The organism is Desulfitobacterium chlororespirans DSM 11544 (assembly GCF_900143285.1).
GTDB lineage: Bacteria > Bacillota > Desulfitobacteriia > Desulfitobacteriales > Desulfitobacteriaceae > Desulfitobacterium > Desulfitobacterium chlororespirans.
Genome location: NZ_FRDN01000003.1, coordinates 212,482 through 237,806, shown reverse-complemented (window position 1 = coordinate 237,806; position 25,325 = coordinate 212,482). Strand labels below are relative to the sequence as shown.

Genomic DNA, 25,325 nt, shown 5'->3' with positions numbered 1-25,325 from the left:
TCACATATTTTGCATATGCCAAAGGCGTTCATGGAGTTTTCGCACAAGCTCATGTTTATCTCTTATGGGCAATAATAACAAGATAATATTTAATTGGTTTCTAAGGGGGTGATTATTTTGTGTATCAAAGTAAGTTTTTAGCTCTCTTACATTAGCTTCATGATAGTTAATAGCATCATCACAGTTTAAATCGGAATGAAGACTATATATATCATGTGGATAAGTGCATAACATGGGAATATTAATCATCCTAATTCGATCTTTTAGTTTATTACATTCATTGAGTTTTCCAATCCATTCTTCCCTTTGAGGTATTTCGTTAACATTTAAGTTCTTTTTTATAACGGTAAATTGTTCCTCCAAATAATCAGCTTTAAAGTGATTGGTTAGGTCTTTCAATAATTCTCTTAATCCCTGTTTGCTATCAGAATAAAATTTACTTTCACCCAGCCATAGAATTTGTTCTTCTGAAGTGATATGTACAGCGTCAAAGCCATGTGCGGGGACACCAGCCGCGTCCTTAAAATAAACCTTCGAAACCAGTGGAATAGTAGATTTAAAATCTCGTAGTAATAAATGAAGTATTAATTCCCCAAACTCTCCACGATTATTGCTGGAGTTGTTGAGCGCATTGAAAGCATTTTGATCACCATCTATATACCAACGGCGCATAAGCTCAAAATCTTTGATCTTATAAATACTTTTAGCAGCCTGGCGGAGCTTTTCAACCCATTCTGTTTGTGGAATCTCTGGATTTGTATAATGAGCGTAAACATATTCCGGTATTATGTTAATAATCGCTCTTGTTAATCCGTCAAGCTGATATAGGGGCTGCCCTTGATCGTCAATATCCATATCAACTAAAAAGGAGTTTAAGTCTTCTTTTTGAACTTTTGCCAATATGATATTTTTTGTATCAAATATTCTCGACACATTGGCCTCCTTAATAATTCTATTTATTCCACTTTAACACAATATTTAAGTGCCTACAATGCTATAATGTCAAAATAGAGTGAATTATCATGAATATGTCTTTTTAGATGTTAATTAATAACAGTCTAGAGGTACATCCCTCTCGCTTTTCGGGCATTACAAAAGTCTTTTCATAGGCATCCTCTGCTTTACCGCATGCTCTTCACTAGTCTACAAATTGTTGGCTTTTTAAAGGAAATAGATGTAAGTTGTCGAAATCTATATTTTAACAGAGAAGGAAATCAGACGGAGAAAAGTCGCTCGATGGCACAGCAAAAACTGAGTTTTCGGAACATATATCTTTCGACTAAAGTACTTATTGTGACTCTCCGATCAATTAAAGTAATATATCTACTGCAAGTAAGATAGTTTTCAAAGGTTGGTGAAGATTAAGATGAGCCTTCTTAAAAATCTTCTATCTGGAATCTCCAGTATCTTTTCCGGCTCTCCTTATCGAATTATTATCTCTACAGAAAATAAAAAATTCCTAATCAATGTGTATAAAGGGTCTAAAGCAATTCCATTTGCTCAGTTGCTCAATAAATACCCAGAATTAAGCCAACTGTCTGCATGGGTGAATTATGAGAAGGACCGCACCGTCATCCCGCTGGGAAACTTAGCTTATATAAAAAAGGAATTGCCACGCTTAACTTCGGGAGAGCAAAAAAATAAGTTGGAGCTTTCAATCGCTCAAGAAATTCAGCGACTGCAACCAGCTAAAATGCCTGCAGAATTTGAAGTTTACTTTAGTTGGAGTGATTCAGAGAAGGCGCTGACCCAAAAATCGAGGGGAGAATATTGGGGAGAAGGTTCATACGTTTCTGAAAGTGGATACTGGAGCCTTCCCGGCTTTACAGAAAACGATGATCCATGGCTTAAGAAGAACAAGATTCAGGGTAAAGAAATCTTCGAATTCATCAGTCATGTCTTTCCTGAATGGAAAAAGCGCGGACTTCCTGTAAAATGTGAAATTGTTTTGAACCCAGAACCTGCTTTTACCATGAAAATTAACCAGATCGGCAAAGATACACTTACCGGTGAAATCCTCTGGCGGATAAACCCCCAACGAATCATTGAAATTCCTGATTTGAAGGGGTATATTCTTGCAGACTCTTTTCTTTATGAGGGATTGAGCCCTGCCACCTTCTCCTCGAATATCCCTTTTCAGAGTGGAGAATTTACCCTTAAAGATGAAGAAATTGCTATCTTTCAGCAGGAAATTCTGCCTAAGATCAGAAAATGGACGAAAGGCAACCTGGAGGAATTGTCAAAGAGACATCGGGTGGTGGAAAATGGCGGAGAGCTCATTCTTTCCGTGGCCAGAGGAGAAATAAATGGTATCGGTTATGGGGAGGCTGTTCCTTATTTTGTTGGGGGAAATGAGAGAATCAAAGCAGAGGATCTCTCCAAAGAAATTCAGCCGAGTAGAAAATATCTTCGACTGAACAGTGGCTGGTATCCTGTGGCAAGATTAAAACAACTTGGGATAGGACCCATGGGGCGCTTAACGGATGGAACCGCATTAAGCAATTATCTCAAGCTGTCAGCTACAGAAGTTCTGCGGAGGGGTTCGGAACGATTTGATGGTCCTTGGCAGCGACTTGAGTTTCCCGAGCTGAAATTGCCGGTGAACGATACTCCGGCTAAGATTGTGGCTAAACATTTAGAGTTCTTAATCCAATGGGGGATTCCTGGCGGTTTTATCGGGACTTTTGCTGATTATGAGGTTATCCTGCTAGAAATGTTGACCAACCTACTTCAAGGATCGCCCCAAATCCGGGTACTGATAGTTGGAAAAAAGGCCCTCTTCAGCGACATGACGGAGCAATGGCAAGCCATTGTCTCCGCTAAATATGAAGGAAATAAGAAAGACCCTGAATTAAAAAACAATGCAGCTGGACTGTATATGGCAACTCCCAATGCACTAGAAAACCACCCTCCGCTCAGCCGGGCTAAATGGGATCTTCTCATGATCTTGGAAGCTGATGCCTTAATTAAGTCCAGTACTTCAAAGCTATATAACAATCTTGTTTCCTGTAAAGCCCGCCTGGTACTCGGATTATTTACCGGCACGGAGTTTTTCAGCCACCAGCAATCCTTTGAAGCTCTTTCAAGCATATTCGGCATTCAGGACAGAGCAACAGTCTGGAAGTATGGGGTTCGCAATCCCTACGAAGAAAAGATTGCTTTACCACCAGCGTATAGACTGAGGAAAAGGTTTGAAACCGGTAAGAAAACACCCGAGGGGCTTGCTGAATTTACCCTCCGCAATGATTTGCCGAATACCGCTATTCCCATTCCTCCTAGAACAGAGAACACAATACAAGTATCCTCTGTTAAGGGGAACTTGGAATTTGCCCTATCCATTGAAACTAGCTCTTTAAATTCTTATGGCGGTTATTATAACGGGGGAAGTTTCCTTCAAGAAGCGAAGAAGCTCGTCGAATATGTGGAGCATAGAGCTAAGTTTATCCCGTTTATGTCCTATTGGCCGACTTATAGTTCTATGAGTATGGAACAACAGAAGTGGTATTTTTATTGGCGGGGGCAAGTCAGAAAAGGAAGTTATCCCGATACGGATCTTTCCTACATCTTTGTTCATGTCTATGAACTGATTAATAATGTGGGTGTTCAAAATCCTCAGGACGGATACCAGCAGCTATTTAATCTATGGATCAATTACCGGGAACACTACCCGAAGTTAGACCATTACCTGGTGGATTGGCTTACGGATTATGTGGCGATGTTCGGTTGCAATGTTGATCTTCTACAAGTTTATCAGCATCTTGATCACAAGAATGCCGATCTCGATTACTTAAATATCATCTTGACAGGATATAAGAAGTCGGGAATAGGCCGACTCTCCTTGGAGTTAATTAACCAGATCGCGGATTATAGCATTTTCCGCAGCAAGTTCTACAATGAAAGCGGTCAAACCCTTTTGGTGGAGTATATTCCCAAGACCATCGAAAAAGTGAATGCTTTTTTACTAGAAAAGCATCATGGGGGGATTCTGGATTTATTTCAACCGAGTCAGAGGGAAAAAATACAACGAGAGCCCTTTCGTAGTGCAGTGTATTGCTATAGAGTAAGTCAACAGATTACCCTGGAAACGGTTCCCTACATCAAGCACAAACCTTTGCGTGAGTTTCTTACCGCTGTTATCAAACACACTGAAAACAAGCTTAGAGAAGCAAAGGGTTACAATGGAAGGCTGCGGGGCTATGTTCTGGAACCTGAAATCAAGATCTGGATCGATGATTTCCTAGCTTCCGAAATAGAAGGTCTGGAACCGGCCACCAAACCCTCTCTGAAAATTGAGCTCGATACGTCAAAAGTATTCCAGCTGATTGAGGATTCTGATAAAGTACGGGATATGTTGATCATTCCTGGGGATGAAGCTCAAGTCGAAGAAGAGATAGAAGACCAACCTGTTATAGGGAAGAACATTGCTGGCAGTATGGAGAGGCCTCAGGGAGCGCCGCTTCACCTGCTGACGGATTTGGAGCCTGTTCAACAACTGCTGAAAGAGCTCGATAGCAGGCAATTGGAGCTGCTTAAAGTACTCGCCGAAAGTTTATGGGAATTGGGAGATCAAAAGTTATCCGGGCTATTCCCTGATCTGCTGATCGATTCCGTTGTTGACGATATCAATGAGGTTTCTCTCCAATACCTTGGCGATCTGCTCATTGCGGTTGAAGGGAGTCAAAAAATTGTTGCCGATGATTTTCGGGATGAACTAGAATATCTTTTACCCCGGTTGGGAAAAGCGAAATCATTAGAATCTGAACCCCCTTGCCAAGCCTTGGATCTTCCCGAAGAGTGGGAAACATTCCGAACAAATATTTCAATTTTCCAACATCAAGCATTGGCGGCCTTCAGTCAGGAAGCGGATTTGATCGCCAGAATCAATAAAATTGCCGAGGAATGCTTGATGATGCCTGAAATGCTGATTGATTCTATCAACGAAGTGGCCCTGGAGAATATTGGAGATATAATTATCAATGTGGAGTCGTTTCCACCGGCAATCAATGAAGAATACCAAGAATGGATTAAGAAAATCACAGCATGAAGATAGGTGGGAATGGATATGAGTCAAGTCAAAATACCAAAGAGAATCAGCACCGCATTGATACAGTCCTTATCAGCGGGAGTCGTTCCCCGGATCGGGCTGGAGCATATTGCAGTGGGCAGAAAAGAAGAAATCGAATCCCTCTTAGGTGACCTGGAAAATGTAGGAGCAGGCGGGGCCTCTTTCCGGTTTATTGTGGGGAGGTACGGAAGTGGCAAGAGTTTTCTGATGCAAACACTCCGTAATTACGCCATGGAAAGGAATTATGTCGTCGCTGATGTCGATCTATCACCGGAGCGCCGTTTCACTGGGACTAAAGGGCAGGGTCTGGCTACCTACCGGGAATTGCTGACCAATTTATCCATCAAAACCAGGCCGGATGGTGGTGCCCTAACCTCAATTCTAGAAAAATGGATTGGGGCAATCCAGATGGAGGTCATGAAGGATACGGGGCTGCGTCCTCAGGATAATGGTTTTGGTGAAGCTGTAGAACTCAAAATCTTTGAGGCGGTAAATCATATGTCAGGAATGGTACATGGTTTTGACTTTGCCAATGCAGTGATTGCTTATTGGAATGGCCATCGTCAAGCCGATGAGTCCCAAAAGGCTGCTGCATTGCGCTGGTTGCGGGGCGAATTTGCCACCAAGACTGAGGCTAAAGCTTTTTTAAAGGTCCAGATGATTATTGATGACGAAAGCTGGTACGATTATCTTAAATTAATGGCAGCTTTTGTGGCCCATATAGGATATAGAGGATTAATTGTCTTTATTGATGAAGGCGTTAATCTCTACAAAATCAGCAACAGTGTAGCCAGACATAGCAACTATGAAAAGCTTCTGACCATGTTCAATGATACCATGCAGGGCAAGGCACAGCATCTTGGTATCCTTCTAGGTGGTACCCCTCAATTTGTGGAGGATCAGCGCAGAGGGTTATACAGCTATGAGGCTCTACGTTCCAGATTAGCGGAGAGCAGGTTTGGCCAAGGTGGCCTGCGGGATCTTTTCGGACCAATTATCCGCTTGCAAACTTTGACCCATGAAGAAATCTTTGTGCTCTTAAAACGTCTGGTTGAAGTTCATGGGCAGCATTATGGATATGAGTCCCGTATTACGGATCAGGAGATGCTGGCCTTCATGCAGGAGGTGGCCGGACGGATGGGTGCCGACGAACTTTTAACACCGAGAGAGGTAGTTCGTGATTTTATGGGGCTTTTAAATATCTTGCTTCAGAATCCCCAGATTTCTTTCAGTGAAGTTTTATATGGTCCTGATTTCAAGCTAAAGGCGGCAGATCAAGATCCGGAGCAAATAAGTCAAGATGATGAGTATGCGGAGTTTACTTTATGAGTGGAAATCCATTCTACAGACTGGCGCCCTTTATCCAAGAATACATATATAAGCATCAATGGACAGAATTGCGGGCTGTGCAGGTAGAGGCCTGCCGGGTTATCTTTGAATCTGAAAGCCATTTACTTTTGGCTGCCGGTACTGCCTCGGGGAAAACCGAGGCAGCATTTTTACCTGTCATCACTTTGCTGCACGAAAGTCCGCCTTTAAGTATTAGTGCTCTCTATATCGGCCCCTTAAAAGCTTTGATCAATGATCAATTTGCCCGGCTCAGCGATCTATTGGAAGAGGCCCATCTTCCGGTCTGGCATTGGCATGGGGATGTCTCGCAAAGCCATAAGAATAAGATGTTGAAAAACCCCCAGGGAATTCTCCAAATCACTCCGGAATCTTTGGAGAGTATGTTAATCAACCGCAGTACTGATATCTTGCGACTGTTTGCCGATCTCCGCTTTATTGTTATTGATGAAGTCCACGCCTTTATGGGGACGGATCGGGGCAGCCAGATTCTCTGCCAACTGGAACGGCTGACCAGGATGATTGGCCACCAGCCCAGGAGGATCGGCCTTTCCGCAACCTTGGGCGATTATGCCATAGCGGAAAAGTGGTTGTCATCCGGGACGGAGAAGAGGACAATCACTCCGAAAGTTCAAGTGGGACAGCAGAAGGTTCGTCTGGCGGTGGAGCATTTTTATTTGGATGAAGAGAAAAAGATGTCCCTCTATGACCAATATATTTTTGATCAGAGCAAAAATAGAAAGTGCTTAATCTTTACCAACAACCGGGAGCAGGCGGAGTACACGGTGGCGACGTTGCGCCAGTTGGCCGAAGGCAAACGGATGCCGGATGTCTATCATGTTCACCATGGAAGTATCTCAGCTCCCCTGAGGGAAGCGGCGGAGAAGGCCATGAAGGAATCGCCGGAACCTTGTGTTACGGCTGCCACCATTACGTTAGAATTAGGTATTGATCTGGGATATCTGGAACGCATTATTCAATTGGAAACTCCTTTTTCCGTTTCCAGCTTCGTTCAGCGCTTAGGACGTTCAGGACGTCGGGGTACTCCTTCGGAAATGTGGCTTGTGTGCAAGGAAGATGAGGAAGTAAATGACCTGCTGCCTAATCAGCTTCCCTGGTCCCTTCTTCAAGCTATCGCCATTATTCAGCTGTATTTGGAAGAGCGCTGGATCGAGCCGGTCAGCCCCAAGCATTATCCTTTCAGCCTTCTCTATCATCAGACCATGAGCACGCTGGCGGCTATGGGAGAATTGGTACCGGCGGCATTGGCACAAAGAGTGTTAACCTTGAGTCCTTTTAAGAACATTTCCAGTGAGGATTTCAGGCGGCTTTTACTTTATTTGATCGAAATTGATCATATTGAGCAAACAGAAGAACGGGGACTACTGGTGGGCTTAACCGGAGAACAAGTGGTGCGTAATTTCCGTTTCTACTCGGTATTCCCAGACAATGAAGAATTTACGGTACGGGATGAATCCAAAGAAATCGGCAGCATTCTCTCACCACCGCCTAAAGGGGAGCGTTTTGCCTTAGCTGGACGTACCTGGGAGGTCATGGAGATTGATCTTAAACGCAGAACGGTTTACGCGAGATCAGTCAAAGGGAAGGTCCGTAGCACCTGGAACGGCGGGGGAGGTTCTATTCATTCAAGAATCTTACAGCGGATGAAGCAGGTATTGGAGGAAGATATTATTTATTCATACCTTCAGCCCGGTGCGGTTAAGCGGTTATGTGAAGCACGAAATTTAGCCAGAGCTGCTGGAATTTTAAAAACTAATATTCTCCCTTTAGGGGGAAATAGCTACTGCCTATTCCCTTGGTTGGGAACAGTAGCTTATCGGACCCTGGAGAGGTGCCTGCGTTATAGAGGTGCTGATTTATACGAAATACGGAATGTTGGCGGCCTTTCTCCTTATTTTCTTACGTTTAGCACGAAGAGCGGTACGACAATTGAGGTTGATTCGCTTCTGAAAGAAGTCATCGCCGCCACTGCTGATACAGAGCAACTCATGCAAGAAGATGAGGCTCCACAGTTAGAAAAGTATGACGAGTTTATTCCTCCATCTTTACTCAGGAAAGGATTTAGGCATGATTATCTGGATTTAAATGAATTAAGATTGGCGTTTGATATTTAAAATCTACGTTAGATCTTTTTAATGAATGAGATGGGGAAGTTTAGTTACTTTGTCAATTAGCTAAAATACTTAAAAAGGATATGGAATCAATGAACCCAAATGACTACTTAATCTGTTTAAAAGGCGAAGACAAGACTGAAGAGGTCAAAGACCTTAAGGCTGACGGACGCAAGGTAAAGGTTACATTTAAGGATAATCCTTTTCCATATTCCTATTTTCGTGAGAACGTCTTTATCGCCAAAAATCCGAAGACTATTGATATGGAAGATAAAGTAGCCTATAGCGGGAATATACCGTTGTATGATGTTGAATCTATCTTGGATTTTGGACCGCTGGTAAGGGTTAGATTCAGAAACAAAAGTAAAGGTCAGGTTTTCAGCAAAAAGGAATTAAGCATAAAAAGTAATGGCATAGATAAAACCGGAAAAGACATTTTGGAATACTGGAAAGAGATTGCGCACTTTAGTCCTATTGATGATGAAGAGGAATCTTTTTTAGAGAAAGTCTTCGATAAGCTTACATTTGTCAGCCCGGAAAGCGTTCTTAGCAGTTATATCAATAAAGCACCGCTACAGAAACATAGCCCCGATCTCCAGAGCCTTATCTTTCCTTTCCCTTTTAATTTAGAACAGAAGGAAGCGCTGGAGAACGCGCTGTCCTGCAATATTACCGTTATTGAGGGTCCTCCGGGAACCGGTAAAACCCAATCCATCCTGAATATTCTCCTTAATTTAATTACCCGGAACAAAACGGTGGCTGTGGTGTCCGATAACAATGCTGCAGTTAAAAATGTGAGAGACAAATTAGAGGAAGAAGGCTATGGTTTCCTAGTCGCCGCTTTGGGAAGCAATAAGAACAAAGAAGCCTTTTTCAATAATATGCCCCAAGGCAATGTGCAGGGCTGGAGTTGCGAAATTCCAGAAGAGGAACTAGCGGCAAAGATCACTAGTCTAAATACCCAAATTAATCACCTTCTTAAAGTTAACCTTCGGAAGGCTGAAATTCAGCAGCAACTTTCCGCTTACCTAACGGAACAAGAGCATTTTGAAGCATATTATGAGAAACAAGACATTCCAGAGATTCAGAAACTTTCTTTTTATCGTACTAACCCTGAGAAAATAATTGCCTTCTTAGCCGATAGTTATATAGCGAATAAGCGAGGAACGACGGATAGTTTCCTTTATAAAATCAAGTTGTTGTTTTCCTATGGGCTTAAGGATTTTAAAGCCCTTCAAGAGAATGACATGGACCTGGTCATCAGCCTGCAGCGGAAATTCTATCAATTAAAGATAGAGTCTCTGATTAAGCAAAAGGCCGAATTGGCAAAGGAGCTGGAACACGCTTCTTTTGATCAATTGCTGAAACAACATAAGCATCTTTCCGAAATGCTATTTAAGCAGAAATTGGCTAAAAAATATCATAATAAAAGGCCGGCCCAGTTTACAATCAAAAACTATAAAGCCAAGTTTGCTGAATTCATCGAGCATTTTCCTATTGTCCTTAGCACGACTTATTCGCTGCGCTATTCACTCCCGGAAAATTACCTTTTGGACTATGTTATCATTGATGAATCCTCCCAGGTCAATTTATTGACAGGTGTACTGGCGCTTTCCTGCTGCAAAAATGCCATTATTGTTGGGGATACCAAACAATTGCCGCAAATCGTTGATGAGAAAATTATCAGCAAGCTGTCAAAACAAGCTGCTGAACCTGTCTTTAATTATTTTGAACATAATATCTTATCCTCGATTCTTTCCTTGTACGGAGAGTTGGGTATCCCCAAGGTAATGCTAAAAGAGCACTTTCGCTGCCACCCCAAAATTATTGAGTTTTGCAATCAGAAGTACTATAACGGTTATTTGGTTCCTTTTACTCAAGAAGATATGGAGCAAAACCCTTTAATTCTCTATCGTACCGCAGAAGGCAATCATATGCGCAATGTCACCACCGGAGCGAAGCCAGGAAAATACAATCAAAGAGAAATAGACGTAATAGTACAAGAGATATTGCAGAATCCCAGTATTGCTCAGGATAGTGAGGAAATCGGTTTTACGACGCCTTATGCCAAACAGGTAGGCGCAGCCGGTAGAATGCTCCCGAAAGAAATCCAATGTGACACGATTCATAAATATCAGGGACGGGAAAAGAAGGTCATGATTATGTCAACGGTCTTGGATGATACCAAGGGCGGCAAGTCAGGGCTTCGTTTTGTGGATGATCCGTGCAAAATCAACGTTGCCGTATCCAGAGCAATCAAACAGTTTGTGCTAGTGACCGATCACTCTTTATTTAATCGGCAAGGAAAAGAAATCGGCGATTTGATTCGCTACATTGAGTACAATACGCTAGATCAAAATATAATCGAAAGCGAAATTGTCTCTGTATTTGATCTTTTATACAAAGAATACTCCGCGAAACTGAATTCTTTCAGTCAAAGGTTGACCCATCGCTCTAGATATAAATCTCAGAACATTATCTATACACTTTTAGATGATATTCTTAAGGAAAAGCAGTATGATAATTTGAGCTTTACTACGGAGGTCATGGTGAAAAATCTGCTCAAAACCACGGAAAGGCTTACCCCTCAGGAACTGCGCTATGTTGACAATAGGGCATCTGTTGACATAGTCATTTTCCATAAGCAGAATAAGCAACCTGTTCTTATTATTGAGGTGGATGGGTTTGCTTTTCATGAAAATAATCCTGCACAGCTGGAGAAGGATGCTATTAAGGATGAGATTATGCGGAAATATGATTTTCGGCTTTTGAGGCTCCCTACCAATTACAGCGGCGAAGAAGGAAAAATAAAAAGAGAGCTAGATGCAGCTCTGGAGGCAGTGCAAAAGTAAAGTGAGCATAGGGGCTTCCTCGAATTTATTAGTAATGTGGTAGAGCTTTGGGATTATTAATGGAAATTCCCGATGAATTTAGAAGTAAGAATTTATTTTCCATGAATTATCGGATTCCTATGATAAGTTATCCATAAATCTTATTTGAATGACAAAATTTGATAAATTTCGCCTTGACATACAAGTGTTTTGAACTTACGATCCTTTAAAATAAGTGAACCGATTACTATTCGTTTGTCCACGGTATTTAGCCTTTGCTTATTAGCAATTAGCAAAGAGGAAATAAAAAGATATTCTAGAGGAGCAAAAGATGAAGCTGATCACCTTTATCGACACCGAAATTGATCCGAAAAGCAAAAAAATACTAGATATTGGTAGTGTAAAAGGCGATGGTAGTACCTTTCACTCCAATTCAGTAGCTGGCTTTGCCTCTTTCCTGAAAGGAAGCGAATATCTTTGCGGGCATAACATCCTTAATCACGATCTGAGATACTTGGAAAATACCTTGCATGCCGCGAGTCTTAATACTGCCAAAATTATCGACACTCTCTACCTTTCCCCGCTTCTATTCCCCAACCGTCCTTATCATGCTCTGCTTAAGGACGATAAACTGCAAACGGAAGACGCCAACAACCCCCTCAATGATTCCATCAAAGCCAGAGACCTTTTCTTTGACGAAGTTACCACTTTTCAACAGGCAGATTCCACTCTCAAGGTCATTTTTTATATGCTTTTGAAAGGCCAAAAAGAGTTCAGTGCCTTTTTTCACTTCATCGGCTATCAGGGAAACTTCTTATTTCTTGAGAAACTGATCCGGGAAAAGTTTCAGCGCAAGATCTGTGCCAAGGCGGATCTGGCCAAGTTCATTGATAAATACCCGGTGGAGCTGGCGTATTGCCTGGCCTTGCTCAATGCCACTGACCGCTACTCCATAACCCCGCCCTGGGTCTTGAAAAACTACCCGGCTGCGGAACGGATCATATTTTTACTAAGAAGCAATCCCTGTTTGGAGGGGTGTGCTTACTGCAATGAAGCTTTGGACATTCATCAAGGCCTGAAGCGTTTTTTCGGCTTCAGTGCCTATCGGGCTTATGGCGGAGAGCCGCTGCAGGAAAAGGCAGTTCAGGCGGCTGTCGCCAACAAATCCCTGTTGGCAGTATTTCCTACCGGGGGCGGGAAGTCTATCACCTTTCAAGTTCCGGCTCTGATGAGTGGAGTCAATACTAAAGGCTTGACTGTGGTGATTTCCCCTTTGCAATCCCTGATGAAAGACCAGGTGGATAATCTGGAACGAGCGGGGATCACCGAGGCCGTGACCATCAATGGGCTGCTTGATCCCATCGAAAGAGCCAAGTCCTATGAACGGGTGGAAAACGGTTCGGCATCTCTTTTGTATATTTCCCCGGAGTCCCTGCGCTCCAAGACCATCGAGGGTTTGCTCCTGGGCCGGAATGTGGTTCGTTTCGTGATTGACGAGGCCCACTGCTTTTCAGCCTGGGGCCAGGATTTCCGGGTGGATTATTTGTATATCGGAGACTTCATCAAAGTCCTGCAGGAAAAGAAGGGCCTAAGCGAAGGCATCCCGGTCTCCTGCTTTACGGCCACCGCCAAACAGAAGGTCATTGAAGATATCCGGAGCTATTTCCAGGAGAAGCTGTCCCTTGATCTGGAGGTTTTTTCAGCTAATGCCTCCAGGGTTAATCTGCGCTACGAAGTGTTTGAGAAGAATGAAGAAGAAAAGTACAATGCCTTGCGGGATTTGCTGGAAGGGAAGAAATGCCCCACCATCGTTTATATGACCCGCACTCATGCCGCCTACGCTCTGGCGGAACGGTTGAGCAAAGACGGTTATCAGGCGAAGCCTTATCACGGCAAGATGGATAAGCAGGAAAAATCGGCCAACCAGGATGCCTTTATTCAGGGTCAGGTCCAGATCATGGTGGCAACCTCCGCTTTTGGCATGGGGGTGGACAAGAAAGATGTGGGCATGGTCATTCACTATGAGATCTCCAATTCCCTGGAGAATTACATTCAGGAGGCAGGGAGAGCGGGCCGGGATGAAGAGATCTCTGCCGACTGCTATGTCCTGTTTAATGATGAGGATCTGAGCAAACACTTTGTCCTCCTGAATCAAACCAAACTCAGCATCCAGGAAATCCAACAGGTCTGGAAAGCCATTAAAGAGTTGACCCGATTCCGGCCCCGGGTTTCCCAATCCGCTTTGGAGATTGCCCGCAAAGCCGGTTGGGACGATACCGTCATGGATATCGAAACCCGGGTTAAGACGGCGATCACCGCTTTGGAAGAAGCCGGCTACATCAGACGGGGCCAGAATGTGCCGCGGATTTTTGCCAACAGCATTCTCTCTCGCACGGTTATAGAAGCCTTGGAGAAAATTGAGCAATCCCGGCGCATGGACGAACGGCAGAGAGGGCAGGCTGTACGGATCATCAAGAAGCTTTTTTCCAGCAAGAGCGGAAAACACCTGACAGATGAAGAAGCGGAATCCAGGGTGGATTATATCTCCGACCATTTAGGCATTCCCAAAGGGGAAGTCATCGAAGTGGTCAATCTGCTGCGGGAAGAAAAGGTCCTGGCTGATCATAAAGATCTGGCGGCCTACATTAAGAAATCCGAAAACCGCAACCGCTCCCTGAATGTCCTCAAAACCTTTTGCCAGATCGAGAAATTTCTGCTGACGGTGATCGAAAACCAGGAGATCGTTTTTCACATCAAGGAGCTTAACGAGCAGGCCGAAGAGAAGGGCTGCTCTGAGGCCACCCCAGGCAAGCTAAGAACCATCCTCAATTTTTGGACCATCAAAAATTGGATTAGACGTCAGACCGCAGCCCATTCTCGAAACCATATCGCTGTCATGGCCCTTGAGGAAAAGGAGATTCTGGAGGCTAAGCTGGAGCAGCGCTATGAGCTGGCCCAGTTCATCCTGGAATATCTTTTTGCCAAAACCAATTCTATCTCCGTGGAGGAAGGTCAAAAAGATGAGGTTCTGGTTGAATTCTCTGTACTAGAGCTCAAGGAAGAATATGAAAACCGGTCGACATTATTCAGAAGCCAGGCTTCAGTCAAGGAAATTGAGGATGCTCTTTATTACCTGAGCAAAATAGAAGCCATCAAGATCGAGGGTGGCTTTATGATCACCTATCAGGGACTGACCATTGAACGCCTGGAGCAGAACAACCGCAAAAATTATAAAACTGAGGATTATCAAAAGCTGGAGCAATTTTACCAAAACAAGGTGCAGCAAGTACATATCGTCGGTGAATATGCCCGGAAGATGATTCGGGACTATCAAGCGGCCCTACAATTTGTGGATGATTATTTCCGGCTCAATGTCAGTATCTTTTTAAATAAATATTTTCCGGGCAGCCGGCAAAACGAGATTAAGCGGAATATTACCCCGGCCAAATTCAAACAGCTTTTTGGGGAACTGTCACCCACTCAATTGAAGATCATCAATGATCGTGAATCCCAGCATATTATTGTAGCAGCCGGGCCCGGAAGCGGTAAGACTCGGATTCTGGTGCATAAATTGGCTTCCCTGCTCCTCATGGAGGACGTGAAGCATGAACAACTATTGATGGTGACCTTTTCCAGGGCAGCTTCTAATGAATTCAAGAAGCGTTTGCTGAACCTGATCGGAAATGCGGCCAATTACGTGGAGATCAAAACCTTCCATTCCTATTGTTTTGATTTGCTGGGAAAAGTGGGAACCCTGGAAAAATCCGATGAGATCATTCAGGAAACCATCAAGAGAATTAAGAACGGGGATGTTGAGCCAGGTAGAATAACGAAAACTGTTCTGGTCATCGATGAAGCTCAGGACATGGATGCTCATGAGTTTGCCTTAATCAATGCTTTGATGGATCGGAATGAAGAGATGCGGGTCATTGCTGTAGGGGATGATGACCAGAATATCTATGAGTTCCGAGGTGCCAGTTCTGAGTATATGGTGAATCTGATCCTGGAAAAGCGGGCCAAACTGTATGAACTGGTTGAAAACTACCGTAGTAAAAGCAATCTGGTGGATTTCAGCAACCAGTTTGCCGAGAGAATCCCTCTACGCTTGAAAGATACGCCGATTATCGCGCATCAAAGTGATCTGGGGGCAATAAAGCTGGTATGCTATTGCAGCAATCACCTCATCACCCCTTTGGTTCAGGATATCCTCTCGGCAGAGTTGGCAGGAACGACTTGTATCTTAACCAAAAGCAATGAAGAAGCGCTTCAGATCACGGGATTGTTGGTGAAAAACGGTCTTCAGGCCAAGCTGATTCAATCCAATGACGGGTTTAGTTTGTACAACCTTCTGGAAGTTCGTTTTTTTCTTAGCTGGCTGGGTCTGGCCGAGGGAATATTTACAATCAGCGTTGAGGTTTGGAACAGTGCTAAACGCAAGCTAAAAGAACGGTTTGCCTGCAGCTTGAATTATGAGCTCTGCGTCAATCTGATTAGAGAATTTGAGGTTGTTCACCCCAAACTCAAGTACAAATCCGATCTGGAAATTTTTATCCGGGAATCCAAGCTTGAAGATTTTCTGGGGGGAGACAGCGAAACGATCTTTGTTTCAACCATCCATAAAGCTAAAGGAAGGGAGTTTGATAATGTCTTCCTAATGCTAGAGAACTTCAGCCTGGGCACAGAGGAAGCGGTACGACAGCTGTATGTGGCCATGACCCGGGCTAAGCGCAATTTGACCATCCACTACAACGGAAACTATCTGGATAGGATCACAGCGGAGGGTCTTGAACAAGTTAAAGATTCAGAGGAGCACTTGCCGCCCCGTCTCTTGGCCTGGCAATTGACATTTAAGGATATCTGGCTGGACTTTTTTTGTTATCCTCAGCATCAGCAGCGGATTAACAAGCTGACCAGCGGAGATGAGCTGACGTTTGACGGGGAAGGATGCCGCAATTCTGCCGAGCAGCTGGTACTGAAATTCTCTCAAAAGTTTAGGAACCAGCTGGAATCGATTAGGCAGAGAGGCTATACTTCTGGGAAGGCAAGAATTCGTTTTATTGTCTATTGGTTAAAGGAAGGGACAGAGCAGGAGGTTAGGATTGTGCTGCCTGAGCTTTATTTTGAGAGGGAGTAAGGAGATAGGGTAATTCTTAAATTAAAAGGTGAGAAGCGGGAGACGTATGGAAAATTTGCAAGATGAAATTATTAAAGTCTATCACGAGAACAAATTTTTACAGACTATCTACGAAATTTCTGTAGAAAACTATCAAGATCAAAGTTTGGATTTTTATGAGTTATTAATTGACCTTCATAATCAAGGTTCAATCGATGTTGTTGAAGCATTTAAATCATTGAAAAATCTTCCCGGTCATGAAAGAGATTTTTTTCGTACTCGACATATCTTAGAGAAACTACTTTCGAAAATCAATGCTCCCGTTTTCTCAGCTATGGAATGTGTTTTAAATTTAGTAAGAGAAGCTGGACAAGATGGAGCGGCAGGTACGATTATCAGTTCATTTGGTGACTTTTGTAAAGCTGACTCATCTCGGCCCAAGGAGGCACTCGCATATATTGAATCCTCTGCTGAGACATTGGCAGATTTGTTAGTATCAGTAATTGTTGCCGGGGCTGATTTTGACTTGGAATATTATCATAATCAAGCAGTTCGCTTTTTAACACACGAAGATATCAATATCAGGAGAAGAGCGATATTTGCCTTAGGGAGAATCAACTATTTAGATAATATTATTCTTCTACAATCAGGATTGGCTGCCTTAGAGTATTCTGTAAGTCAAGAGGATGATGATATAGTCCTAGCCAATATTATTAGATCAAGTTTTTCCTTATTTAGACAAAATCAGGAGCAGGAGAAACGTTATTATCATATTATTAGCACAGCGCTATCAAAAGGAGGAGATTATGCCCTTCATGCCGCCACAGAATTATTTTCTTTTGAAAAGAAAGAACTAACTGATGAACTAGTAGACATTTTGCTTTCTGTTCTCTGGAAAGTTAATCTTCAAAATAAGGGAACGTTGAATATTTTGGATTTCGCTCTAAGTAATTTGCTGGAAAGTAATTACGATAAAGGATTGCCTTTTATGGAAAAGCTGCTTTTAAATAATCCTGAGTCAATGTTCGATGAGTTCGATAGCGTTATCTCTATATTTCGCAAGCAAGAAAATAAAAATAAGTTAAATAATGTAGGCACCAGGTGGCTATTAAAAGGGGAAAAGATATTATGTAAAGCTATTAGTGAAATTATTAAGCAAACAAATGCTACAATAGAGGCTGATCCAAAAGAAATTGAAGCTAATAATGCTGCAACTATAGTTTTTCTAGCTCGAAAAGGAATTGGGTATTTGTTCTATAATCCTATTACAGCTACCAGTTTGCTCGTTTCCTTGATCCCTCAAGTTAAAGAAAATGAAATAAAGCAAGAATTAGCGGCTCTTCTATTTGATCCTCTATTAATAAACTTTCCTGGTAAAGTAGGAGATTATTTAAAACAACAATTGGTACATTTAGCCGATGAATCAAAGGAAGTTGTAAACAATACGCTGAAAATGTTGGAGGATTACCTCAATGATTTACACACAACAGGAGAAATATTCGAATTGCGTCCATCTCAAATTCAAAAAAATGCATACCAAAGATACTTCTCAGAGCTTCTGTCTGAGTCAATGAAAAAAGCAGAAAAAGAATCAGTATTCTTATCTCTAGTTTCCAAGTCCATATTGCTTTATGGTCGTAAGTCAATCAATTATATATACGAAAAAAGCGGAGAGCCTAAGCGGATGGAAATTCCATTACACAGTCATAGCACAGAAATGGAAATGCCAAGGATAGTTAACATTGACCCTTTCGGGGTGGACTATATGCTAAGAGTATTTAGAACGGAGCGGATTAATCAATGAAGCTGATTATTAAACAATATTTAGCCTCACTTAAAGAACGAAGCGAACTTGATGCAATACTTCCTGATCTGCTCAGTCAGCTAGGGTTAATTGTATTTTCTCGTCCAGGTAGGGGAACCAGACAGGATGGGGTTGATGTTGCAGCTGTAGGTAATCTTGATGGTAAGGGAGAAAAGGTTTATCTCTTATCAATTAAGCAAGGTGATTTAACCCGTAATTCCTGGGACGGAGAAGCCATTCAGGCCTTGCGTCCTTCCTTAAATGAAATTCTTGATTCTTATATTCCAAATCGCATGCCAAGTGAACATAAGAATAAGGAGATTGTTATTTGCCTTTGTTTTGGCGGAGATATTAAAGAACAAGTAAGGCCGCAAGTAGAAGGATATATTAAAAAGAATATGCAAAATAATATCTCGTTTGAAGAATGGAACGGGGATAAATTGGCCTCGATGATTTTAGAGGGTTTTTTACGTGAAGAACTGTTGCCGAATAACGCTCGATCACAATTGCGAAAATCTCTTGCCTTGCTGGATGAACCAGTGGCTTCGTATAAACACTTTTCGACTTTGATTTTTTCCTTAACGAGTATTCAAAGTACCAAGGAAAACGATCAGCTTATGGTCATTAGGCAGATTAATATCTGCTTGTGGATTCTGTTTGTTTGGGCTCGTGAGGCAGGGAATCTTGAATCAGCCTATCTTTCATGTGAGCTTGCTTTATTACATAGTTGGGAAATATCTAAAGGCTATATTCCAAAAACAACAAAGTCAGCTGAGGCTATTCAAACAGCGTTTGCCTCTGTATTAAGCTTATATCAACAAATTACAATTGAGTATTTAGAAAAAATCTTGCCACATGCAAATAAGCTACATGCTCTATCCGTTGCGGTTCGTCCTTCCTCTGATTTGGATGTGAATTTAAAGTTATTTGATATCTTAGGGCGAGTAGCATTAGGTGGAATATGGGTATGTTGGAATATAGCATTGATTGGTAAGAATTATCCTGAAATGAAGCGATTATTAGTAATTTGCCTTTCTAGCATTAGACAGCTGATTCGTAATAATCCAACCTTGTTTTTGCCAACAAAGGATGATCAAGCCATTGATATTTCATTAGCTGTTCTATTATTATCTGTGAGTAAAAGAAATGTTGACTATATAGTAGAATGGCTTTCTGAAATTGCAGATAGAGCAGAATTCGCTTATTTGACATACCAACAATATCCATGCAATTTACAAAATTATAGCGAGCTTTTAGAACGATCACAGAAGCACGAAGAGGCTTTCCGGAAAGAGATAACCAAAGGAAGTATCCTATATCCTATGATTGCTCTTTGGGCAGCTTTGTTCGGAGAAACAGAACTTTACAACCGAATCCAAAATTTCAAACAATCTGAACTTAACCATTGTACATTTCAATTATGGTACCCTGATGAAAACTCTGAATCACTATTCTATACCAATAACGATGCTCATGGTTCTACTTTGGCGAATGTCTGTATTGAACGTTCTGCCGAAGATTATTTAGAAGAGGTTTTTTCTGAATGCCGATATTCTGAACATTATGAGAAGCTATCAGCAGTTGAGCTTAGCTTTTTGCCAATAATTTTGGTTGCTTGTCGTCATTATAGAATACCAGTACCAGTGCATTTATGGAGGAGATTAGGAAATAAGAATTAGTCCATGTTACGTCTTTTTTAAAATATATCTTTGAGTAAGAGTGCTATACATCATGTTGATGCCTTGGTTATGGGCGCACCTCCCCAACAAGAATTTTGAAAAGGAAAAAAGTAAATTTGACCTCCCATCGCAACACAAAATTTTCATTAGGAGATCTATTCTATGAAAGAAGAATTCTTAAGCTATATTGGTAAACCTGACAGCCTAAACAACTATTCTCGCTCCTACAAGTTAGTGTTCTATAAGTGCTTTTTTGAGCTTATGGATGGAAGCGGCTATGCCTCAGCACATAAGGTTTCAAACCAGTTTAGAGAATATTACCTGAAAAGAAAACATGCCGGAAAAATTCCGGACAAGGATGTGGATGCTCGCATCGCCAACATTGAGACCAGCTCTATTGAAGATGTGTATACCATCATTCTCAATAACCCATTTAAATACATCAGTGAGAGAAAATATATTCTACAACGCAAGGATGCCAATGGTAAAGATCAATTCTATTTGGCCCCGCAACTTGTTCAGGAGTTATCCCAGGAAGATTTGCAAGACATTCGAGCCCTGGTAGACACCAAACTAGAACTGTACTTTTCTGGGATTGACGAAAAAAGTACCACCAACCTGCATGATTTGTTTGACCGCATTTTGAATGAGTATATCCATAGCAAAAACGAGACATTTGCAAACCACGCCATGGGAAAGCTTTTCCGTCAAGGTGTAGTGGAGGCCTTATATAAAACCATCATCGACAGAGACAAGTATCTGGTCAAAGGGAGTGTTGGACAGGGAAACTGGGCAACTGTGCCTTGGGTATCTATCCTTGACCCTAGGGTCACTACATCTGCGACCTATGGGGTTTATATTGTCTATTTACTTTCAGCTGATGGTAAAACACTATACTTGACTTTGAACCAGGGATGCACAGACTTAAGTAACAGCATGGGCAAAGTAGAAGCCATCCGACAGATGCGTCAAGTTGCGCAAAAGGTAATCTCCAGTGTTGATTGTGGAGACTTTGAAACAAGCAACTCAATCTCCTTAGGAAATGACTTGCCATCATTAGCACAGATGTATGAAGCCGGATGTATTTGTTTTAAAAAGTACGAGCAAGGGAAAGTTCCAAGTGAAGAGGTTCTTCGCCAAGATCTATCTGAACTTCTAAATATCTATCAGCAGTATGTTGCTTTGCAAAGCGGAGAACCTACCCCAAGCATGATGCCGTCTTTTTGGAAGATTTCGCATGGAAACGCCGTATTCACAAGCGAGGAAAAAGCATTTTACGAGCAAAAAAGATTGGCCGTGGTCGCAGCTGATACAAAGAAAAAGGGTCGTTCAAAGGTGTCACAAAGCGATGACTTTATGGAAAACATGAAAGCTGGGGATGTATTTTACCTTTGCTATGGCAACAGTGTTCAATATTTATGTAGGCTTACCTCAAATGAACTCGTTCCTTGCCCTGAAAAAGGACAAATTTGGTTTGGTCGACCCTATGAAATGATAGCGAAAGCCACAGAGCAAATACCTTATAGTGGGAAATCCTATTGGTGGGCGCCCAATGATAATTCGACCTGTATCCGGGTTCCTGAAAACGATCTATTCCCATTTGAGCAGAACATCCTTAAGCCCTATTTTGATATTTCAATTGAAGAGCTAACAGGGCAGATGGTAGTGGGAGGCGAAGAAGAAATGTCAGTCAAGGATACAATAGGCCGGATCAAAAACTATATTACAGCAAAAGGGTTTTCTTATAATGACGGCCTAATTGAAAACTTCTATCTAAGCCTGAAATCCAAGCCATTCGTTATTCTCGCCGGAATATCCGGAACGGGTAAGACACGTTTGGTCAAGTTATTCGCAGAAGCGGTAGGCGCAACTTCTGCGAATGGTCGATATAAGCTGGTACCAGTCCGCCCAGACTGGTCCGACTCCTCTGATCTATTTGGGCATCTGGACTTAAACGGTAAATTTGTTCCTGGCGCCATTATAGATTTCGTGAAAAAGGCAGAGATTGATTCGGCACATCCCTATTTTCTATGTTTGGACGAGATGAATTTGGCCCGAGTTGAATATTACTTTAGCGACGTGCTGTCAATTATAGAAACCCGTGATTTTGATTCTTCTGGGAAGATTGTGTCAGAGCGACTCGTACTGGATACTTACTTTGGAACTGATTCGGATGCGAACGGGCGTTATGGAAAGGTCTCCCTGCCGGAGAATTTATACATTATTGGTACCGTCAATATGGATGAGACGACCTTCCCCTTTAGTCGTAAGGTTTTGGATAGAGCCAATACGATAGAGTTCTCGTATGTGGATTTGCTGCCGCAGCTGATTGGAGAAGAGGCAGAAAATGAAAGAGCCCAAGACCTGCCGAATACTTTTTTGAAGACAAAATATCTGTTGCTTTCCCAATGTGCAACAGAAACGGAATTCGTAAATGAGCTTTGCACAGAGCTTCAGAGGATCAATAGTATTTTACAACATTCAAACACTCATGTAGGCTATCGCGTAAGAGATGAAATCGTCTTTTACATGCTCAACAACAAAAACGACGAACTGCTTAACTGGGACGATGCATTGGACAATGAGATCATGCAAAAGATTTTGCCACGCATCCAAGGGAGCAGTGCGTCCATCAAAACTATGCTTTGTGAGCTTTTTAAGCATTGTGCCGGTGACTATGAAGGGTACCAAACCGAAGACCATAATATCGGTTCAAAGATGTACAAAGCGGCCCAGAGAGCGAATTGCAAATACAAACAAAGTGCCCAGAAGATTGCCTTCATGGTGAGGAGATACGAAGAAGATGGATTCACTTCATACTGGCTCTAATGAACTGGTATATATCCAAACAGATAAAGTTAGCTTAATCATCAAAGGGCGGGCGGCACATCCAAACTTTCAGGAAGCAAAATATAGTGAAAAAGATTCAACCTTTAAAGTGTTTTGCTATGAAGAGTATGAGTTATCTTTGCAAGGATGTGCTGAGCCAAGCGTTCTATCGGTTAATAACAGCATCTATTCTGGTATATATACGATCGTTCCTCTCTTTTACGAACAACAGCGCTATGAGTTGATTATTGAGGCAATGGATGGGCACACGGTAGCCTTCTGGCACGATAATCTGAACGTCCGCAATAAAGTAACCCGTGCGAGTCGTCATCACGAAATCTTGTCTGGCATTATCAACTTTGGCAATGAGATCGGCCTTTCTGACTTGGTTATCCAAGTAGACGGTGTTAACTATCTTCGCATCGTCATTGAGGTGTTCCCCACAAAAATCAATTACAAAGATGATTACAAAAGCATTGTGGAAGATGTTACCAAGGAAGTTTATAATATCGTTTTTGATCTTTTAAAGAAAACCTACCTTGGCTATCAGCAAAGTGACCGTGTAAACAACAGCCCAGTGGAGTTCTTTGCTGTTATCCGAAAAATCTATACGGACTTTTTAAAGGCGATCGATATGATCTTGGCACAGCCCCATCATGTGCTGGAGACGACACACGAGGTTCTTCCCAACTATAAGATCAATCGAATTGATTCGCAAACCATTCGCTGGCTAGAGAAGCATCCGGAACAGGTCGTCGTATCAAACGGGAGAATTCTAGCGGGACGCGCCCTTGCCGTGAAAAAGCAGGTTACCTACGACACCAAAGAAAATCGCCTGGCAAAATACATATTGGAATCCACCGCAAAAAAGCTAGTGAGCTTTAGAAGGAATTACCTGCATTTGCAGCGCGAAGAGGATCAGGCCGTTATAGCTCAGATCGACGATATGATCAGAAATATAAATCGCCGTTGCCACACATCATTCCTCGCGAAAATCACTGCCTGCGAAGCTTCTTCCAACATGTCCCTTGTCTTTTCCATGGCGCTAGGCTATCGGGATCTATACAAATATTACCTGATGCTTCTACGAGGCCTTTCAATCAGTGGTGACGTGTTTAATATCTCCATAAAAGATCTGGCCCTTCTTTACGAATACTGGTGCTTTATTAAGCTGAACAGCCTAATGAAGGACCGGTATGAGTTGATTTCTCAAGATATTATCAAAGTTCAGGGAAACGGCCTTTTTGTATCTCTGGTCAAAGGATGCGGTTCAAAGGTGAAATACCGTAATCCCCATACAGGTGAAACCATCACCCTTTCCTATAACCCTAAAAAAATGGATGTGCCCACCGTTACCCAGAAGCCGGATAATGTCTTGACTCTGGAGAAAAAAGGCGCCAGTGTTCAATATGAGTATGTATTTGACGCTAAATATCGGATCAACCCGGCTTTGCCCGGATCGGATTATTACGAGACGATTTCCCAACGCCCTGGCCCGGAGGTCGGAGACATCAACACGATGCACCGCTACCGAGATGCTATCGTTTACCGTAACGGAGCCACACCTTTCGAACGTACCATGTTTGGCGCCTATGTTCTCTTTCCCTACAGCAACGAAGAAGAATATCGCCACCACCGTTTCTATCAAAGCATCGACAAAGTGAACATCGGCGGTCTTCCCTTTCTGCCATCTGCTACAAAGATGGTGACAGAAATGCTAGACGAGCTCATCTCCGATTCGCCGGAATCTGCTTTTGAGCGTGCGCCATTGCCACGGGGCATCGAAGAAAAGTTGGCAAGAACTGATTGGTCCGTCCGCGATGTTTTGGTCGGTACTTTAAGTAACACGGCACAGTTGAAAATATGCTTGCAACATCGGTTTTATCATATTCCGGTATCGAGATTGGATGAAAACAGTTTCCCGATCCGTTATGTCGCCATCTATCAGTCCATAAGATTGTTCGGCCGGGATGTCGGCATTCGCTACTATGGAGAGGTGACAAAGTGTATTCCTGTGAAGCGATCGGAAATCCATGAAATCCCCAAAAACTCTGAGGACCTTTACTATCGTTTGGAAATCAAGGAATGGAAAGAACTCGCAAAACCGATTCGGCCGAAGGAGAAGGGTTTTTTCGCGCGCCTTTTGACGAATATTTTTTTGTTGCAGCACAGTTCGGAGCTTCCGGAGCTGTCTATTCGCTCCGAGGCTGAGTATCGGCTGTATACTGAGCTAAAGCGGTTGGCGAATCATACGACAATTAATGACGAAGATAATGAGTTGGGATTCAAATTCAATAATCAACTGATTATGTTTGAAAACGGCAGTATTGATCTCTACAAAGATGGAAAAATCTGCGGCAAGTATGGAATTGAGGAGTTCTCACGAAAGCCCAATGCTGTATTCCGGAGAATTTTCAAGGATATTTGTTCCAATGAGGTGGAGTGATATTTTAAAACGTTGGGGATTGAGTGACAAGGAGAGAAAAATCATTAAAGCTATTTTTTTCGATTGTTATCTATTGTCA

10 protein-coding genes are annotated in these 25,325 nt (G+C 42.5%); 9 read left to right on the top strand and 1 reads right to left on the bottom strand.

Features of this window, described 5'->3' with window-relative positions; all coding sequences use genetic code 11:
* Positions 1-933 (bottom strand): HamA C-terminal domain-containing protein, encoded by a 933-nt coding sequence (locus BUA14_RS01015; protein WP_072770868.1) that lies wholly within the window; start codon positions 931-933, stop codon positions 1-3.
* Between the two features lie 712 nt (positions 934-1,645).
* Between BUA14_RS01015 and BUA14_RS01010 the strand changes: the two genes are divergently transcribed.
* From BUA14_RS01010 to BUA14_RS00970, 9 genes are all read left to right on the top strand, one after another.
* A complete protein-coding gene (locus tag BUA14_RS01010; RefSeq protein WP_242954510.1) occupies positions 1,646-5,044 on the top strand; it encodes a TerB N- and C- terminal domain-containing protein in 3,399 nt (1,132 codons plus the stop codon).
* Between the two features lie 18 nt (positions 5,045-5,062).
* Complete coding sequence (locus BUA14_RS01005; RefSeq protein ID WP_041272228.1) at positions 5,063-6,394, top strand: ATP-binding protein; 1,332 nt, start codon at positions 5,063-5,065, stop codon at positions 6,392-6,394.
* A complete protein-coding gene (locus BUA14_RS01000; RefSeq protein ID WP_072770866.1) occupies positions 6,391-8,547 on the top strand; it encodes a DEAD/DEAH box helicase in 2,157 nt (718 codons plus the stop codon). The genes BUA14_RS01005 and BUA14_RS01000 overlap by 4 nt, the downstream gene beginning before the upstream one ends.
* 89 nt (positions 8,548-8,636) lie before the next feature.
* Positions 8,637-11,396, top strand: a complete 2,760-nt coding sequence (locus BUA14_RS00995) for an AAA domain-containing protein (RefSeq protein ID WP_072770865.1) — start codon at positions 8,637-8,639, stop codon at positions 11,394-11,396.
* A 310-nt stretch (positions 11,397-11,706) separates the two neighbouring features.
* Positions 11,707-16,509, top strand: a complete 4,803-nt coding sequence (locus BUA14_RS00990; protein ID WP_072770864.1) for a RecQ family ATP-dependent DNA helicase — start codon at positions 11,707-11,709, stop codon at positions 16,507-16,509.
* A 46-nt stretch (positions 16,510-16,555) separates the two neighbouring features.
* Positions 16,556-18,292 carry a hypothetical protein gene (locus BUA14_RS00985; protein WP_072770863.1) on the top strand — a complete coding sequence of 579 codons (1,737 nt, stop codon included), beginning with the start codon at positions 16,556-16,558 and terminating at the stop codon, positions 18,290-18,292.
* Complete coding sequence (locus tag BUA14_RS00980; RefSeq protein ID WP_072770862.1) at positions 18,289-19,971, top strand: hypothetical protein; 1,683 nt, start codon at positions 18,289-18,291, stop codon at positions 19,969-19,971. Before BUA14_RS00985 ends, BUA14_RS00980 begins: the two co-directional genes overlap by 4 nt.
* A 162-nt stretch (positions 19,972-20,133) precedes the next feature.
* Entirely contained in the window at positions 20,134-22,800 is a 2,667-nt protein-coding gene (locus BUA14_RS00975; protein WP_072770861.1) for an MrcB family domain-containing protein, read from the top strand.
* Positions 22,775-25,246: a restriction endonuclease-like protein gene (locus BUA14_RS00970; protein WP_072770860.1), complete on the top strand. Its 2,472-nt coding sequence runs from the start codon at positions 22,775-22,777 to the stop codon at positions 25,244-25,246. The genes BUA14_RS00975 and BUA14_RS00970 overlap by 26 nt, the downstream gene beginning before the upstream one ends.
* Positions 25,247-25,325 lie beyond the last annotated feature (79 nt).